The sequence below is a fragment of the Limnospira sp. genome (assembly GCF_051859755.1).
In the GTDB taxonomy this organism is placed as follows: domain Bacteria; phylum Cyanobacteriota; class Cyanobacteriia; order Cyanobacteriales; family Microcoleaceae; genus Limnospira; species Limnospira fusiformis.
The window spans coordinates 15117-30431 of record NZ_JBIMLI010000052.1 but is presented as its reverse complement, the minus strand read 5'-3'; the positions used below and the strand labels follow the sequence as shown (position 1 = coordinate 30431).

Here is a 15315-nt window from a genome sequence, read left to right as displayed (position 1 = left end):
CTATACTAATTCGTCTGGGCATAACGCAAGTTTGGCATTGGTCACTGATATTATAACCGATTAAGCGAACTTGATATCAAATCAGGGAAGAGGCAGGGCAGGGTAAGTATGATAGCCGCATGGTGTCATCAACAACTCTTAGCTCCCTTTAGCTTTGAGGGTTGTTGTAATCGGACAGTGTTTGAGTTGTGGTTGGAGTTCATCTTAATTCCAACATTGAAGCCAGGTCAGACTCTAGTATTGGACAATGCAACGTTTCATAAAGGGGGGCGGATTGCTGAACTGGTGGAGGCAGCTCAATGCCGTTTACTCTATCTACCACCTTATTCGCCAGACCTCAACAAGATAGAGAAATGTTGGTCGTGGCTGAAAGCCCGCATTCGCCACTGCACGTGAGCAGTTTGATTCTCTCCATGATGCCATGGATTCCGTTCTCAAGGCTGCGTCCTAACCGCATTGACTAGTGCTATATCAGTGCCGAGAGCGAAGTCCATGGCAACCACTGTGAAGCACACAATGCTGCCTGACGTCGTCGTTGTAGTGCCTTTCGGCGCCGACAAAATCTCTACGCCAAAACGCCATCAGGACTCGATCGAGCACTCTCGGTACAGCGTTTAATCCATAATTTGGTTAGACCGCGATGGTCGAGTTGGGAGACTCCTGCCATGGCGCTCGGTTTCGCCTCACGAGCGGTGAGTGTTGGCCCAATGCTTTCTCTGAGGAGCTTTCGAGACTTGCCACCTTAAGTGACCAGTACCATCAATAATAAACTAGCAGTTCACATCAAATTTCTGTACGTTTTTTAGCATTTATAGTGTTTAGGGCTGGCCCTAGTCAATCAAACTCAAGCGGGAGGTGTGAAATACCCATATATGGTAGAATATATAGGCAGTTTTGCTGTTCGCATAGCCTCCCTGGAAGGGAAGGATTAGTCCCTATAGGCGGTTAAAGCTGAAAACCTTTAGACAGAGTTTTGGACAATGCCCCGAATTTTAGTGATTGATGATGATCCCGCGATCGCAGAGCTGGTGGCGATTAACCTAGAGATGGCTGGTTATGAAGTCACCCTAGCCCCTGATGGTATAGTAGGACAAGCACTAGCGCTGCAACTACTGCCCGACCTGATTATTTTAGACCTAATGCTGCCCAAAGTCGATGGGTTCACCGTCTGTCAGCGTCTACGCCGAGATGAACGCACCGGAGATATCCCGGTTTTGATGTTGACAGCCTTGGGACAAACCCAAGATAAAGTCGAAGGCTTTAACGCAGGGGCTGATGATTATTTAACTAAACCCTTTGAACTCGAAGAAATGCTGGCTCGTGTCCGCGCGCTATTGCGACGCACCGATCGCATTCCGCAAGCGGCTAAACACAGCGAGATCCTCAGTTATGGAGTTCTTACCCTAGTTCCCGAAAGGTTCGAGGCGATCTGGTTTGATCAGACAGTCAAACTAACTCACCTAGAATTTGAGTTACTGCACTGTTTGCTACAACGTCACGGTCAAACCGTAGCCCCCAGTGAAATTCTCAAGGAAGTTTGGGGCTATGACCCGGACGATGATATCGAAACTATCCGGGTTCATATTCGCCATTTACGCACCAAAATGGAACCCGATCCACGTCATCCTCGCTACATCAAAACCGTTTATGGTGCTGGTTACTGTTTGGAACTTCCAGCAGGTAACGGCAAAAACTCATCAGAGGTGGGAGAGACTGATCTATCTGATGTATCTGATCAGGTGTAGCACCTCAATCAATGGTTTTTGAGTCGTTGATAGACAGTGACTAACCCGTTAGCATCACCCACATTACCTGGAAACAGGACAACGGGAAGATTAGGGAATTGGGTATGTGATGCGGGGGTTTTAACCATTGAACAACCAGCCATAACCTGTCCCAAGAGTCGCGCGGTGGGGAGGCTTAGACCTTTACTAAGGACATCATTGGAGGTGATGCCTCCCTTGCTAATCAAAAATCCAATATCTTTTGGTAAACCCCGGACAATATCCATTAACAAATCTGAAACCGCCACCCCAAATTCTAACCGGACTTGAGTATTGTCAAAGGTGATTTCTTGGCGAGAGGTGTACACTACAGGGGTTTGACCCGGTTTATGGATTTGAGCAATGCGATCGCTAATTTGGCTGAGTAACTCTTGACGTAGAGAGGGACTATCATCTAACAGGTGAGACACATCTACCTCAACCCCCACGATATCTGGTTCTTTCAATAACTGTTCAAGCTGTTGGGTAGATTTTTTCACATGGGAACCCATCAACACCACTCCCGGTTGATTATTTCGGGTATATTTCCCCATAGACTCCGGTGGTAATGGTTGGGGACCCAGGGAGGCTAGGGAGGTGAGGATACTCGCCGCGCTGCGGAATAAGAAACGTTTTCCCTTACTGGCGGCGGCTAGGATATCCGAGGCGAATTGGTCTAGGTCGCTTTGGGTTTCCCCGTCAACTCCCACACATTGGTTATCACTGAGTTGCATCAGTCGGTCTAGGGTCCCGTTGCGAATGTCCCCCAATGTGAAAAGTTGCACAGCTTCGGCTTTAATGCGTCCTTGGGTCTTTTCCTCTACATAATCGGGTAGGTAGGAATAATGGTAGCTGAATACTGAATCGCGAGCAAATTCCGTTTGGTGTACAGGGGTATCAACGCCGTCTATTTTCAGGTAGTGGGTTCCCCCTCTGGTTATCCGTCCCCCTTCAAAGAAAGCGGGAACTAAAAAATGAGCGTCAAAGGGGCCTAATTCTTCGGCGATCACATCGGTTTCTATGGGGTAGTGACCCCGTAGGGTGGAGTCAGACCGACTCACCACTAAAAAGTCTTCGATAGACTCGGCGGCGATCGCTATTTTCAGATTATGGGTAACTTCTCGTGTAACTGTGGCTGCTGCTTCTGGGGTTAATGCTCTGGTATTAGTTAAGATAAAGAATATCGGAGACTGGTCACTAAGTCCCAGCCGTAAGGTTTCTACGTCCCATTGTGTCAATAACAGACAACTATGAACCGTTTGGGAACCGGTGGGGTCATCATCCAGAACTATAATTTTAGGTGCCATTGCTTTAGTGTGGAAGTAACAAGAGAAAGATTGAGTCAGACCGTAGGACTCTCTGACCACCTTACCATTAATGGTAACTTGAATCTACAGCCCATACAAATTTGTTAATGGCTTTCCAGTTATCATTGACAGTCAACAGGTTGTAGGATGATCGCCAGATGAATCAGTTGATTTATAGTCTTCCCAAAGCCGAACTACATCTTCACATCGAAGGGACTTTAGAACCACAGATGATGTTTGACCTCGCTCAAAGAAACCATCTATCTTTATCTTTCGCGTCAGTGGCGGATGTGCAACAATCCTATCATTTCTCCAATTTACAATCCTTTCTGGATTTATATTATCAGGGCGCTAATGTTCTCCGCACTGACCAGGATTTTTATGATTTAACCTGGGCTTATTTACAAAAATGCGTTCAGCAGAATGTCCGCCACACGGAAATCTTTTTTGACCCCCAAACTCATAGCGATCGCGGTATTGATTTCTCCGTTGTCTACCAGGGGATACACTCCGCCCTACAAGATGCCAAAACCTATCTAAATATCTCCTCCCACTTGATTCTTTGTTTCCTCCGAGATTTAAGCGCAGAAGCTGCCATGAATACCCTTGAACAAGCCTTACCTTATCAAGATGGCATTATGGCTGTCGGTTTAGATTCGGCGGAATTGCACAATCCTCCTAGTAAATTTAAACAGGTATTTGATAAAGCCAAATCTGAGGGGTTTTTAACTGTCGCCCATGGGGGAGAAGAAGCCGGCGCTGATTATATTTGGGAAGCCATTAATCTCTTACAGGTATCCCGGATTGATCACGGTGTCCGCTGTACAGAAGACCCGGAATTGGTTGCTTATTTGGTACAGCAACAAATCCCCTTAACTGTCTGCCCTTTGTCTAATGTTAAGTTGAGGGTCTTTCCTGACATCAAATCCCATAATATTAAAAAATTGCTTGAGTTGGGTTTATGTGTTACTATTAATTCGGACGACCCCGCTTACTTCGGCGGATATATTAACGAAAATTATCTCGCTGTTCAAGATGCTTTGCATTTCACTAATTCTCAACTGATACAGTTGGCGAAAAATTCTTTTATCGCTTCCTTTCTCAGTCAAGCCGAAAAAGATAAGTATTTAGCCGACATCGATAATAATCTATATAATTGTGGTAATTGTGGCGGCGGGTTCCCCTGTTAATTATCTATAGAAGGTTATGTTAACTTTTGTAACGAAAAGTTAAGAAATGTTGCGAACAATTTTTTCTGGAGGGGGCGGTGGTTTTTTGGTGAAGTTTGTGCTATCATTTTAGATAATGGGAATATTTGTTAAATTTTTATTTAAGCAAAGGCTTAATTATTAAAAAGTATGTCAATATAATATCATTAGTTCTGGGTGCTTGTCAACCTGTTGGCGCTAATTTGTCGGAACAATTTTTTAAAAATTGAATAATAAATCAACACGGGGTGAAGATTAGGCGATCGCATGAATGAATATGGATAAATAGAGTTGTTGAAGGAAGGGGACAAAGAGAATGTTAAAATGGCCAGATGTGGTTATTCTGCGGCGTAGTAGGTGTGTGAAAGTTGTAGCAGTGATGTTGCTGCTAGTGGTGTTAATTAGAAGCATTCCTTATTCAATACCAATTAGGGCGAAAGATATCCGTCAAAATTCGGTATCGATGGAATTTAGCGATCGCCAAGGTTTAGCATTAGGAACAATTCTCAGCCAAGACCAAAGTCATACGGCTGTAGTCCCCTTAAAGGAAGTTTCCCCGTATTTTATCCAAGCCATTATTGCAGCAGAAGATAAGCGATATTATCAACATGGTGCTGTAGATATAATAGCGATCGTGAGGGCGGTCATGGAAGCCATACAAGCCAGAGAGATAGTTAGTGGCGCGTCTACTATTACCATGCAACTAGCGCGAATGTTAGAACCCTCACCCAATACTCTCCCGCACAAAATCAGAGAAATTTGGTTATCTTGGCGACTATTTGCTGGAATGAACCGAGACGAAATTCTAGCAGCTTATATTAACCGTATTCCTATGGGTGGTAACCTGTATGGTGTGGAAGCGGCGGCGCGGACTTATTTTGGTATAGGTGCTTCTGACCTAAGTTTATCGCAAGCGAGTGTATTAGCGGGACTTCCCAACGACCCAACGGATCTAAATCCTTATTTCAATTGGGAGGGACTGAAACAGCGGCAAAAATATGTTTTAGATCGCATGGTAGAAGATGGGTATATAACCCCAGAAAAAAGCGATCGCGCCTATCGAGAAACTCTGAGAATTGCACCTCGCGAACAGGGTATTATCGCCGCGCCTCATTTTTTATTTTGGGTAGCTAGTCAACTGTCAAAGGCAGAAATTACCAGCCCCAAAATACAGACCACCTTAGACCGGACTCTCCAGCAATTTGTAGAAACCCAAGTCCGTCATGTCGTGACGGCTTTAGGGGGTCAAAATGTTAATCATGGGGCGGCTATAGTGATTAATAATCATACGGGGGAAGTTTTAGCGTATGTAGGTTCTCCTGATTATTTTAACTGGCAAAATTTAGGTTCAAATGATGGAGTGCAAGCCTGGCGACAGCCGGGTTCAACCCTGAAACCATTTTTATATCAATTAGCGATCGCCCAAGGAATTATCCGACCGAATACCATACTCCCAGACGTACCCACATATTACCCTATTCCCGGTGCTAAACTGTATGCACCCGTTGATTATAGTGAAACCTTTTTAGGACCTGTGCGGGTACGAATTGCGTTAGGTAATTCCTTAAATATTCCGGCTGTGCGAGTTTTAGAAAAAGTCGGTGTAGGTGAGTTTTTATCACGTTTACATCAACTAGGTTTTACCCACCTTGACCGAGAACCGGAACATTATGGACTTGGGTTAAGTTTAGGTAGTGGCGAGGTGAGTCTTTGGGAATTAGCCCAGGCTTATTTAACTTTTGCGAACCGGGGAAAGTTCACGCCACTGGTGACTACAATTATACCAGAAATTGCGCCCCCGTGTAAACAGAAATGTATGCAAATAGACACAGCCACCAGTTGGGAATTAATTGTAAATATGCTGGCGGACTCCCATGCTAGGGCTACAGCCTTTGGAGTTGATTCCGTGTTAAATTTACCCTTTCCGGTAGCCGTAAAAACAGGGACTTCTTCTGATTATCGAGATACTTGGACGGTGGGATTTACTACTGATTACACCGTCGCAACTTGGGTGGGAAATTTCGACTCTCAGCCGATGCAAAATATTTCGGGTGTCATGGGGGCTGCGCCGTTATGGAATCAGATTATGATGTATCTTCATAGAAACAAAAAACCGGATAATTTCCCGCCGCCAGAGGGATTATTTGAATTGCCGATTTGTAGCCATACGGGATGGAAACTTACTGATGATTGTGGCTCAGGGATTGTGTTAGAATATTTCTATCCAGAGGATATTAAGGATTATGATAACCTGTCTGTGACGGGGGAGTTACCCGCCGCATATAATGAGTGGTTATCGCAACAGGAATCGCCTCATTTAAGTTCAGGAAAACTGAGGATTGTTTTACCTCAAAATAATGATTATTTCCTGGTCACTGCGGGTCATGATTCGCCCCTAGAGTTGAAAGTTGCGGGAGTTGACAATCAAGAAATCCAATGGTTTATTAATGATAATAAGATAGCCACAACCACCAGCAAATCAATATTTTGGCAGCCAGAAATCGGAGATTTTACCCTGAAAGTAGTCACCCGTGAAAATATGAGCGATCGCATTAATTTTCAAGTGAGGGAAGCCGAAGTCAAACCGTATCGGCGGGGTTTTTCCATAGGTGAAGATTGACAGGGGCTGCGGGACAGACCCCAAACCGAAGCCAGCCGAGGGAATGTAAAGTTTAATTACAACTTTTGTGAAAATATTGAGAAATGTTCCAAAACCTCATCTTAGCCTTAGCCTAGAATTTTATAAGTCACGAGATTAACTGAGATGGAAAAGTTAAAGAAATACCGGATCAACTGTACCCTTACCTATGGCGACATTTACGGTCAAATCATGATTTGGCTGATCGTCATTTTCATCGCCCTAGCCTCCTCCCTAGCCTTGTGGAGTAGTTCTCAGCAAATTTTTGCCCTCACCATGCTAGGACTGATTGTAGTGCTATCGCTGCCGTTTCTGCTGTTTGCCTTCGTTACCACCTTGTTAAACCATATCGAAGTCATGCCCACAGACATCAACTCAGAAACAGCAACAGATCAGGAAATTAAGGGATCTGAACAGCCAGCGCAAGCTACCAGTTAAGACACCATAGCAGTCAGTCAACCCTAAAGACTTCCTTGCCTTTTGGCAGGGAGGTTTTTTTTTGTTTAACTATGGAATATGTGCAAATATCGAACAAACTAGAGAACTATGCTAGAACATGATGTAATTATCGTTGGTGGTGGTTTAGCGGGAAGTCGCGCGGCCGTTGAGATAGCCCGGACTGACCCCAGCCTAAATATTGCTGTTATAGCTAAAACGCACCCCATTAGGTCTCACTCTGTAGCAGCCCAAGGAGGTATCGCGGCGACTCTCAATAATGTTGACCCTGAAGATACCTGGGAAGCCCACGCCTTTGATACGGTGAAAGGGTCAGACTACCTAGCAGACCAAGACGCTGTGGAAATTCTGGCGAAAGAGGCCCCAGATGTAATTATTGACCTGGAACACATGGGGGTTTTGTTTTCGCGCCTCCCGGACGGTCGTATCGCCCAACGGGCTTTTGGAGGTCATACCCACCGCCGCACTTGCTACGCGGCTGATAAAACTGGACACGCTATCCTCCACGAGTTAGTTAATAACCTGCGTCGCTACGGTGTGCATATCTATGATGAGTGGTATGTAATGCGCCTGATTCTGGAAGAAGGGGAAGCGAAAGGTGTGGTGATGTATAATATCCTCGATGGTACTATCCAAGTGGCTAGGGCTAAAGCGGTGATGTTCGCTACGGGTGGCTATGGTCGGGCTTTTAACACTACTTCTAATGATTTTGCCTCTACGGGGGATGGCTTGGCTATGTCGGCTTTGGCGGGGATACCGTTACAGGATATGGAGTTTGTCCAGTTTCACCCGACAGGCCTTTATCCGGTGGGTGTGTTAATTTCTGAGGCGGTACGCGGTGAAGGGGCTTATTTGATTAATAGTGAGGGCGATCGCTTTATGAAAAATTACGCCCCCGGTAAAATGGAGTTAGCCCCCCGTGATATTACTTCTAGGGCAATTACGTTAGAAATTCGTGCCGGACGGGGTATTAATCGTGATGGCACTGCGGGCGGCCCGTTTGTGTATCTGGACTTGCGACACATGGGGCGGGAAAAAATTATGAGTCGCATTCCTTTCTGTTGGGAAGAAGCCCATCGTTTGGTGGGGGTTGATGCGGTGGTTGAACCTATGCCTGTGCGTCCTACGGTTCACTATTCTATGGGGGGTATTCCCACTAATACTGATGGTCGGGTTCTCGCTAGTGCTGATAGTTTGGTAGATGGGTTATTTGCTGCGGGTGAGGCGGCTTGTGTGTCTGTCCATGGGGCTAACCGTTTGGGTAGTAATTCTCTGTTGGAGTGTGTGGTTTATGGGAAGCGGACGGGGGCGGCGATCGCACAATTTGTACAAAACCGTAAATTGCCAAATGTCAACGAGTCGCACTACCTCCAAGAAGCTAAAAATCAGGTACAGGAATTACTGGATAAGTCGGGGGACTGTCGCATTGGTCAACTTCGACAAGAATTTCAGGATGCTATGACTTTGCATTGTGGAGTTTTTCGCACTGAAGATGTGATGCAGGAGGGCTTAAATCAGCTTCAGCTATGCCGTGAACGTTACCAAAATATTTATTTGGATGACCGGGGTAAATTGTGGAATACAGAAGTTATTGAAGCCTTGGAATTACGGAATATTATGATTGTGGGTGAGATGATTTTGACTTCTGCCCTCAACCGTCGCGAGAGTCGGGGCGCTCACAGTCGCGAGGATTATACTACCCGCGATGACCAGAATTTCCTCAAGCATACTCTTGCTTACTATTCCCAGGCTGGCATTGATTTGGCTTATCGTCCTGTGGCTATTACTATGTTTGAACCCCAGGAACGCAAGTATTAAATCACTCAAATTATCATCTCCCCTGTGACCAAAGAAGACTTTTACAGGGGAGAAAATTTAATTGATAATTCAAGATATCGGTCAGGGAAAGGCGATCGCCTACGGGGTTCCGGTATACCTCGCCTCCCACGGAAAAGATTAATACACCCGCCACTGTGAACACAAGCTGACTTCCCAGAAACCGGGTTTCTGAAATCTTGACATTTGGGATGGGATAGTGGAAAGTGAGTGATTGGTGATGATTTCGGGTAAACAGTTCCCGGTGAAGAATGTGCTTAACCAATTATTATGTCTGAAGAAAACTTAGAAGAAACCGCCGAAGAAACCGCCGAAGAAACCGCCGAAGAAACCGCCGAAGAAACGGCAAAGGGATTTGGGCAGAGTGATGGTAATTCCCAAATCCGGTTTAAACGGGAGGGTGAGAATTTACTGCTGATTTTACCAGAGGAAGGCGATCGCTCTGAGAACTCCAACAGTAGTAGTTGGGGGGATTTGTTGCAGGTGATGAAACATCGGATCACAGGGGAGGAACATAGCTGGGAAGAGGGGCTAGAAGTGCATCTGGTCAGCCCAAATAGGCTGTTAGATAGTCGTCAATTGCAGGATATTAGAGATATCCTGACATCGGCGAAATTAGAGCTAAAGCGGGTAAGAACAGGTAGGGCGCAAACAGCGGTAGCGGCGGCGACGGCGGGATATTCAGTCGATCGCGAATCGGATCGCGACCATTTAAACCAAAAGGAAAGGGAAAGGACTACCGTAGAGGCTGAACCCCTATACTTAAAGATGACTTTGCGATCGGGGGTAGAAATACGTCATCCGGGGACGGTGGTAGTTTTGGGAGATGTTAACCCAGGTAGTTCCATAGTTGCTAATGGGGATATAATCATTTGGGGTCGTTTGCGGGGAACCGTCCATGCTGGGGCTAACGGAAACCTGCAAACCATGATTATGGCCTTGCAAATGGAACCGATGCTGATCCGCATAGGGGATCAGGTGGCGCGGGGTCCAGAAAACCCGCCGGAGGAATTTTACCCGGAAGTAGCTTATATGACGGCGAAAGGCATCCGTATTAGCCGGGCTACGGAAATGGGGCGAGTGAAACTCTGGCAAATCAGCAAAGCCCCTAGTGATGACAGCCTGTAATACTATTGCTGTTGGATATGGCTAGGGAATCTGCTATCATCCGATCGCATTTATTGCCCATGTAGCGATCGTTAATATTAATAACTGTTAACCAACTAAGAACCCCCATGAGTCGCATTATAGTTGTAACCTCTGGAAAGGGAGGAGTCGGAAAAACTACCTCTACAGCCAATCTTGGCATGGCTCTCGCCCAACGAGGACACTCAGTTGTGGTGATTGATGCTGACTTTGGTTTGAGAAATTTAGACTTGCTGCTGGGACTGGAAAACCGCATTGTATATACGGCGGTGGAAGTCCTATCAGGGGAGTGTCGTCTGGAACAGGCTTTAGTGAAAGACAAGCGCCAACCCCGGTTAGTATTGTTACCAGCGGCTCAAAATCGGATGAAGGATGCGGTAACGCCGGAACAAATGAAGGAGTTGATCAGCCAGTTGAGTCCGAAATATGAGTATATTTTGATTGACTGTCCGGCGGGTATTGAACAAGGTTTCCAAAATGCGATCGCCGCGGCGAGTGAGGCTATTGTGGTAACGACACCGGAAATATCAGCCGTGCGAGATGGCGATCGTGTGATTGGCTTATTGGAGGCGAATGGTATCAAGCGGATACGGCTGCTGATCAACCGGATTAAACCGGGGATGGTAAAAGCTAATGATATGATGTCGGTTCAGGATGTCGAGGAAATTCTAGCCATTCCACTGGTGGGCGTAGTTCCCGATGATGAACAGGTAATTGTTTCGACTAACAAGGGTGAACCTTTGGTATTAACGGAAACTATTTCTCCGGCGGTGACAGCCTTTAATAATATTGCCCGCCGCCTAGAGGGGGAAAAAGTGCCGTTTATGGAGTTAGACCCAGCGCCTCCTGGTTTTTTTGCGCGACTGCGTAGGCTGTTGTCGTCTAAGATTATGTAGTAACCCTTTGAATAACTCATCGCCGGGGCGGTAGGGGTCTGGGGGCTTTCTCAAGAGGTGACTAGGGACGTGCGGAGTATTGGATCATCGAGGTATTTATCGCCCAGGTGTAGGTTTTGATCCACTGTTCGATAATGTAGCAACAGCAATGAAAATTAATGAATTTATCGACAAATTTTTGAACCGCAAGAGGCCTAACAGTCGTGATGCGGTCAAACAACGGTTAAAATTAGTTCTCGCCCACGATCGCGCTGATTTATCTCCCGAAGTTGTAGAAGCTATGCGGCGGGAGATTTTGGAGGTGGTATCTAGGTATGTGGAAATTGATACAGATGACTCAGAATTTGGGTTAGAAAGCGACCAAAGATCGACTATTTTGATAGCTAACCTTCCGATCAGACGAGTGAGAAAAACCGTCGCGCCGGACTCCTAAACTGGCACTCCCAGGAGAACTGCTTTTTTGTGTTGTCAAACCGACCCGGAGTGGGAGGCTTTAGTCAACCGGCGGCGCGTGCAGCAGATTAAGGAAAAAGTGGTATATTATCTGCCAACATTAGACATCTAGCCTATTATGAAACCGGGTTTCTTTGAGAAACCGGGTTTCTGGGAGTTCGTTGGGAGGAGAGGTATTCGCAGAACCCGACCCTACAATTATTAATTATTAATTATTAATTCTCAAAGCGATCGCTTGCCATTACAAAATAGTTAAATAAGTTTCCATTGAGTCTTTGGTAGCGTTAGTTGGGGGTAAATTTCTGCCTCCAATTAACCATCTCTATTGCCAACGTAACGCACCTTTTTGGCTAAATATTGGTGCGTTACGGCGGATTGGTAAATTTTCGTAAAAATCTCAAGTTGGTCACCGCCTAACGCACCCTACAATAAAGAAACTGCCTCATTAACAGTAAGATTATTTTCAGAGGCAATATTTTCAATTAGATAGTATAATTCATCAGGCAAGTTTTCAATTTGCAGTGTAACCATTGCCATCACACAATAAATTGATTGAGCGATATTACCAGTTTAACTTAATAACTGCCAGAAAATCAACCCAATCCACCTGATTTAGGGGAGTTCGTGAGGAGGAGAGGTATTCGCAGAACCCGACCCTACAATTATTAATTATTAATTATTAATTCTCAAAGCGATCGCTTTCAATTACAAAATAGTTAAATAAGTGTCCATTGAGGTTTCGGGTAATAGCTTTAATTGCTGATTTGTCAAATCCAGTTCGATTCCTAATGCTTCCAAAGGCAAAACCCCCAAAAGCGGGTCGCGTCCTCCAGGTAATTCTAAGCATTCAAAAGTTCCTTCTCTACCCAATAGGGAAATACTAGCGTCTCGGAAAACTCTGGCTTTACTGAATCCGTTAGCCGTGGCTACATCAACTTCTTTTAGTAATTCTAAACCTAATTGGGCGATCGCATTGGAAGGAAGGCATAATGTCGTAGCTCCTGTATCCACCAGAACATTATTTAAAGTTAGCGATCGCACTTGTTCGACTGGAATCAAACCTTGTCTGGCATTGGCTTGGTCGATCCGGTTCGTTATGGTTAAAGTCGTGATAATTCGGCCCATGGTCTTTTCGGTGGGATTTGACATGATTGTACCTCCTGCTACTCTACCTCAATTATGACTAAAATTTGAGCAGAGGTGGGATTTCCAAAGCCATGGAGTCTCATGATCACCTTCAACTCAGAAACCGGGTTTTTGCCACTTTCATCACCAGTTTAGCACAAGAAAGCCAACCCAGCACAGACACAAACGGGGTTGCTCATGTAAAATTATTAATTAGTTAGCGGGATCAGAAACCGGGTTTCTGGAAATCGGCTTTTTGGGGGGAGTTATATTACCTACTATAAAATTATCAATTATTAATGATTAATTTTATCGACTTTTAGATTCCGGCTTGGGAAAACTGTAGTCAGTACGATCGCCAGTCGGGATTTTTCGCCAGCGCACTCATTCGCCGGGTCGCCGCCGGGTTGGGTCTCCTGTTGCATAATCATGGAAAAATGCGATCGATTATGGGTTGTCAGTTTCACCCGGGGGACTTGGAGCCTATTCAAACATCCTCCGGGCGGCCGGGTTTCACTTCCAAAAAGAGGGCGATCGCCTTTGGACTCTCTTATCGGACAATGGCCACAATCGCCGGGTCACTTTTCCCCGGAAGCCTTCGAGGATGACCCCGACCTAGCATTGATGACCTGGGGCGACCCCCCTCTGTCACCTTCTCCTAGAAACCTTTAGGGCGACCCTCCCAAAAAAAGCCCCCAGGGGTTGACAACCACCCAGAGTTAATGCTAATATATTGACATATTGTTTAATAATGGAATATTTGCTAAAATCCAAAAAACGGCAATATTTCGATTATATCAAATAATAGCACGGTGAAAGACAAAAAGCAAGCCCGCCCACTGACCAAAAAAATGGGGGTGGTAAGGAAGGATAGTTTTTGGGGACGGTATCAATTTTATCAGCTAAGTTGTTCTTGATGTCTCCATAGAGTGATACCCTAAGAAATGGCAATATTAAATTCTTCTAAAGCTTGCCGAAACATCGGATTAGCGAAATAAGGAAATAGGCGAAAGCATGGTCAGCACCGCAGAAAAAACAAAAATCGGCTACATTACCCAAGTAATTGGTCCAGTTGTAGATATTAAGTTCCCTGATGGCAAACTGCCGGAAATCTACAACGCTCTGAAAATCTCTGGCAAAAACGAAGCCGGCCAAGAGATTTCCGTGGTCTGTGAAGTTCAGCAACTTCTTGGGGATAACCAAGTGCGATCGGTTGCCATGAGTGGTACAGATGGCTTGGTTCGGGGTATGGAAGCCACAGACACAGGGAGAGCGATTCAGGTTCCGGTGGGTTCTGGAACTCTAGGTCGTATCTTTAACGTGGTGGGCGAACCCATTGATAACCTGGGTCCGGTTCCCAATGATGAAACTTCTTCTATCCACCGCCCCGCACCCGCTTTTGTAGATTTGGAGACTAGCCCATCGGTCTTTGAAACAGGCATTAAAGTGGTAGACCTGTTGGCTCCCTATCGTCGTGGAGGCAAAATCGGCCTATTTGGGGGGGCTGGTGTTGGTAAAACTGTAATTATTATGGAGTTGATCAACAACATCGCTAAGGCTCACGGGGGTGTTTCCGTGTTTGGTGGTGTGGGAGAACGTACCCGCGAAGGGAATGACCTCTACAACGAAATGATCGAGTCCGGCGTAATTAACAAAGAAGATCTGGGTCAGTCTAAGGTGGCTCTGGTTTATGGACAAATGAATGAACCCCCCGGAGCGCGGATGCGGGTGGCTCTGTCGGCTCTGACAATGGCTGAATACTTCCGTGATGTCAGTAAACAAGACGTTCTATTATTTATTGACAATATCTTCCGGTTTGTACAAGCGGGTTCGGAAGTGTCTGCTCTCCTGGGACGGATGCCTTCTGCTGTGGGATATCAGCCCACGTTGGGGACGGAAATGGGTGAGCTGCAAGAACGGATTACTTCTACGAAAGAAGGCTCGATTACCTCTATTCAAGCGGTATATGTTCCGGCTGATGACTTGACCGACCCGGCTCCGGCTACTACTTTCGCTCACTTGGACGCGACCACTGTATTGTCTCGTTCTTTGGCATCTAAGGGTATTTATCCGGCGGTTGACCCCCTCGATTCCAGTTCCACTATGTTACAGCCTAGTGTGGTCGGGGAAGAACACTACCAGACCGCTCGTGCTGTACAGTCTACTTTGCAGCGCTATAAAGAACTGCAAGATATTATCGCGATTCTGGGTCTTGATGAACTTTCTGAGGAAGACCGCCTGGTTGTGGCTCGGGCTCGGAAAATTGAACGGTTCCTATCTCAGCCTTTCTTTGTGGCTGAGGTGTTTACTGGTTCTCCGGGTCAATATGTGCCCCTGGAAAAAACTATTAAGGGCTTCCAGATGATTCTCAATGGAGAACTTGACGATATGCCAGAACAAGCCTTCTATATGGTCGGTGATATCGATATGGCGATCGCTAAATGGGAAAAAATGAAGGCTGAGAATAAATAACTCGGTCTGATTAAC

General features: G+C 45.8%; 12 protein-coding genes and 2 pseudogenes. 11 read left to right on the top strand and 3 right to left on the bottom strand.

The features are described from left to right. Positions 1 to 75: 75 nt before the first annotated feature. The 3 genes and pseudogenes from ACTIE0_RS11320 to ACTIE0_RS11310 all read left to right on the top strand — a co-directional run. A pseudogene (locus tag ACTIE0_RS11320) lies at positions 76 to 451 on the top strand (IS630 family transposase); the annotation flags it as partial. A 19-nt stretch (positions 452 to 470) separates the two neighbouring features. Beyond that, positions 471 to 746: pseudogene (locus tag ACTIE0_RS11315) on the top strand (IS1 family transposase); the annotation flags it as partial. A gap of 234 nt (positions 747 to 980) precedes the next feature. Continuing rightward, the gene (locus ACTIE0_RS11310) at positions 981 to 1745 is read left to right on the top strand and encodes a response regulator transcription factor (RefSeq protein ID WP_006620392.1); all 765 of its coding nucleotides are present in this window, start codon (positions 981 to 983) and stop codon (positions 1743 to 1745) included. Between the two features lie 8 nt (positions 1746 to 1753). Here the strand turns inward: ACTIE0_RS11310 and ACTIE0_RS11305 are convergent, their stop codons facing one another. Beyond that, positions 1754 to 3070 (bottom strand): four-carbon acid sugar kinase family protein, encoded by a 1317-nt coding sequence (locus ACTIE0_RS11305; protein ID WP_006620393.1) that lies wholly within the window; start codon positions 3068 to 3070, stop codon positions 1754 to 1756. Positions 3071 to 3228: 158 nt separating this feature from the next. Here ACTIE0_RS11305 and ACTIE0_RS11300 point away from each other — a divergent pair, with 158 nt between their 5' ends. From ACTIE0_RS11300 to minE, 7 genes are all read left to right on the top strand, one after another. Beyond that, positions 3229 to 4260 (top strand): adenosine deaminase, encoded by a 1032-nt coding sequence (locus ACTIE0_RS11300; RefSeq protein ID WP_006620394.1) that lies wholly within the window; start codon positions 3229 to 3231, stop codon positions 4258 to 4260. A gap of 334 nt (positions 4261 to 4594) precedes the next feature. Next, the gene (pbpC, locus tag ACTIE0_RS11295) at positions 4595 to 6898 is read left to right on the top strand and encodes a penicillin-binding protein 1C (RefSeq protein WP_006670762.1); all 2304 of its coding nucleotides are present in this window, start codon (positions 4595 to 4597) and stop codon (positions 6896 to 6898) included. Between the two features lie 144 nt (positions 6899 to 7042). Further along, complete coding sequence (locus ACTIE0_RS11290) at positions 7043 to 7354, top strand: hypothetical protein (protein ID WP_006620397.1); 312 nt, start codon at positions 7043 to 7045, stop codon at positions 7352 to 7354. A gap of 108 nt (positions 7355 to 7462) precedes the next feature. After that, positions 7463 to 9190, top strand: a complete 1728-nt coding sequence (locus ACTIE0_RS11285; RefSeq protein ID WP_006670761.1) for a succinate dehydrogenase/fumarate reductase flavoprotein subunit — start codon at positions 7463 to 7465, stop codon at positions 9188 to 9190. A 288-nt stretch (positions 9191 to 9478) separates the two neighbouring features. Next, positions 9479 to 10336, top strand: coding sequence for a septum site-determining protein MinC (gene minC, locus ACTIE0_RS11280; RefSeq protein WP_006620399.1), 858 nt, complete (start codon positions 9479 to 9481; stop codon positions 10334 to 10336). A 107-nt stretch (positions 10337 to 10443) separates the two neighbouring features. After that, on the top strand, positions 10444 to 11250 hold the full coding sequence (minD, locus tag ACTIE0_RS11275) for a septum site-determining protein MinD (RefSeq protein ID WP_006670760.1): 807 nt from the start codon (positions 10444 to 10446) through the stop codon (positions 11248 to 11250). 148 nt (positions 11251 to 11398) lie between these two features. Further along, the gene (gene minE / locus ACTIE0_RS11270; protein ID WP_006670759.1) at positions 11399 to 11683 is read left to right on the top strand and encodes a cell division topological specificity factor MinE; all 285 of its coding nucleotides are present in this window, start codon (positions 11399 to 11401) and stop codon (positions 11681 to 11683) included. A gap of 725 nt (positions 11684 to 12408) precedes the next feature. On the opposite strand, the gene ACTIE0_RS11265 is transcribed toward minE, so the two are convergent. Together ACTIE0_RS11265 and ACTIE0_RS11260 are read right to left on the bottom strand one after the other, a co-directional pair. Next, a complete protein-coding gene (locus tag ACTIE0_RS11265; RefSeq protein WP_006620410.1) occupies positions 12409 to 12852 on the bottom strand; it encodes an aspartyl protease family protein in 444 nt (147 codons plus the stop codon). 272 nt (positions 12853 to 13124) lie between these two features. Further along, on the bottom strand, positions 13125 to 13295 hold the full coding sequence (locus ACTIE0_RS11260; protein WP_006620411.1) for a hypothetical protein: 171 nt from the start codon (positions 13293 to 13295) through the stop codon (positions 13125 to 13127). Positions 13296 to 13842: 547 nt separating this feature from the next. Here ACTIE0_RS11260 and atpD point away from each other — a divergent pair. Then, positions 13843 to 15300 (top strand): F0F1 ATP synthase subunit beta, encoded by a 1458-nt coding sequence (gene atpD / locus ACTIE0_RS11255; RefSeq protein ID WP_006620412.1) that lies wholly within the window; start codon positions 13843 to 13845, stop codon positions 15298 to 15300. The last annotated feature ends 15 nt before the right edge of the window (positions 15301 to 15315 follow it).

Coding starts and splice junctions, on each gene's coding strand:
- pbpC (WP_006670762.1), top strand. CDS start 4,595: ATGTTAAAATGGCCAGATGTGGTTATTCTGCGGCGTAGTAGGTGTGTG.
- ACTIE0_RS11310 (WP_006620392.1), top strand. CDS start 981: ATGCCCCGAATTTTAGTGATTGATGATGATCCCGCGATCGCAGAGCTG.
- ACTIE0_RS11290 (WP_006620397.1), top strand. CDS start 7,043: ATGGAAAAGTTAAAGAAATACCGGATCAACTGTACCCTTACCTATGGC.
- ACTIE0_RS11305 (WP_006620393.1), bottom strand. CDS start 3,070: ATGGCACCTAAAATTATAGTTCTGGATGATGACCCCACCGGTTCCCAA.
- atpD (WP_006620412.1), top strand. CDS start 13,843: ATGGTCAGCACCGCAGAAAAAACAAAAATCGGCTACATTACCCAAGTA.
- ACTIE0_RS11300 (WP_006620394.1), top strand. CDS start 3,229: ATGAATCAGTTGATTTATAGTCTTCCCAAAGCCGAACTACATCTTCAC.
- ACTIE0_RS11265 (WP_006620410.1), bottom strand. CDS start 12,852: ATGTCAAATCCCACCGAAAAGACCATGGGCCGAATTATCACGACTTTA.
- minD (WP_006670760.1), top strand. CDS start 10,444: ATGAGTCGCATTATAGTTGTAACCTCTGGAAAGGGAGGAGTCGGAAAA.
- ACTIE0_RS11285 (WP_006670761.1), top strand. CDS start 7,463: ATGCTAGAACATGATGTAATTATCGTTGGTGGTGGTTTAGCGGGAAGT.
- minC (WP_006620399.1), top strand. CDS start 9,479: ATGTCTGAAGAAAACTTAGAAGAAACCGCCGAAGAAACCGCCGAAGAA.
- minE (WP_006670759.1), top strand. CDS start 11,399: ATGAAAATTAATGAATTTATCGACAAATTTTTGAACCGCAAGAGGCCT.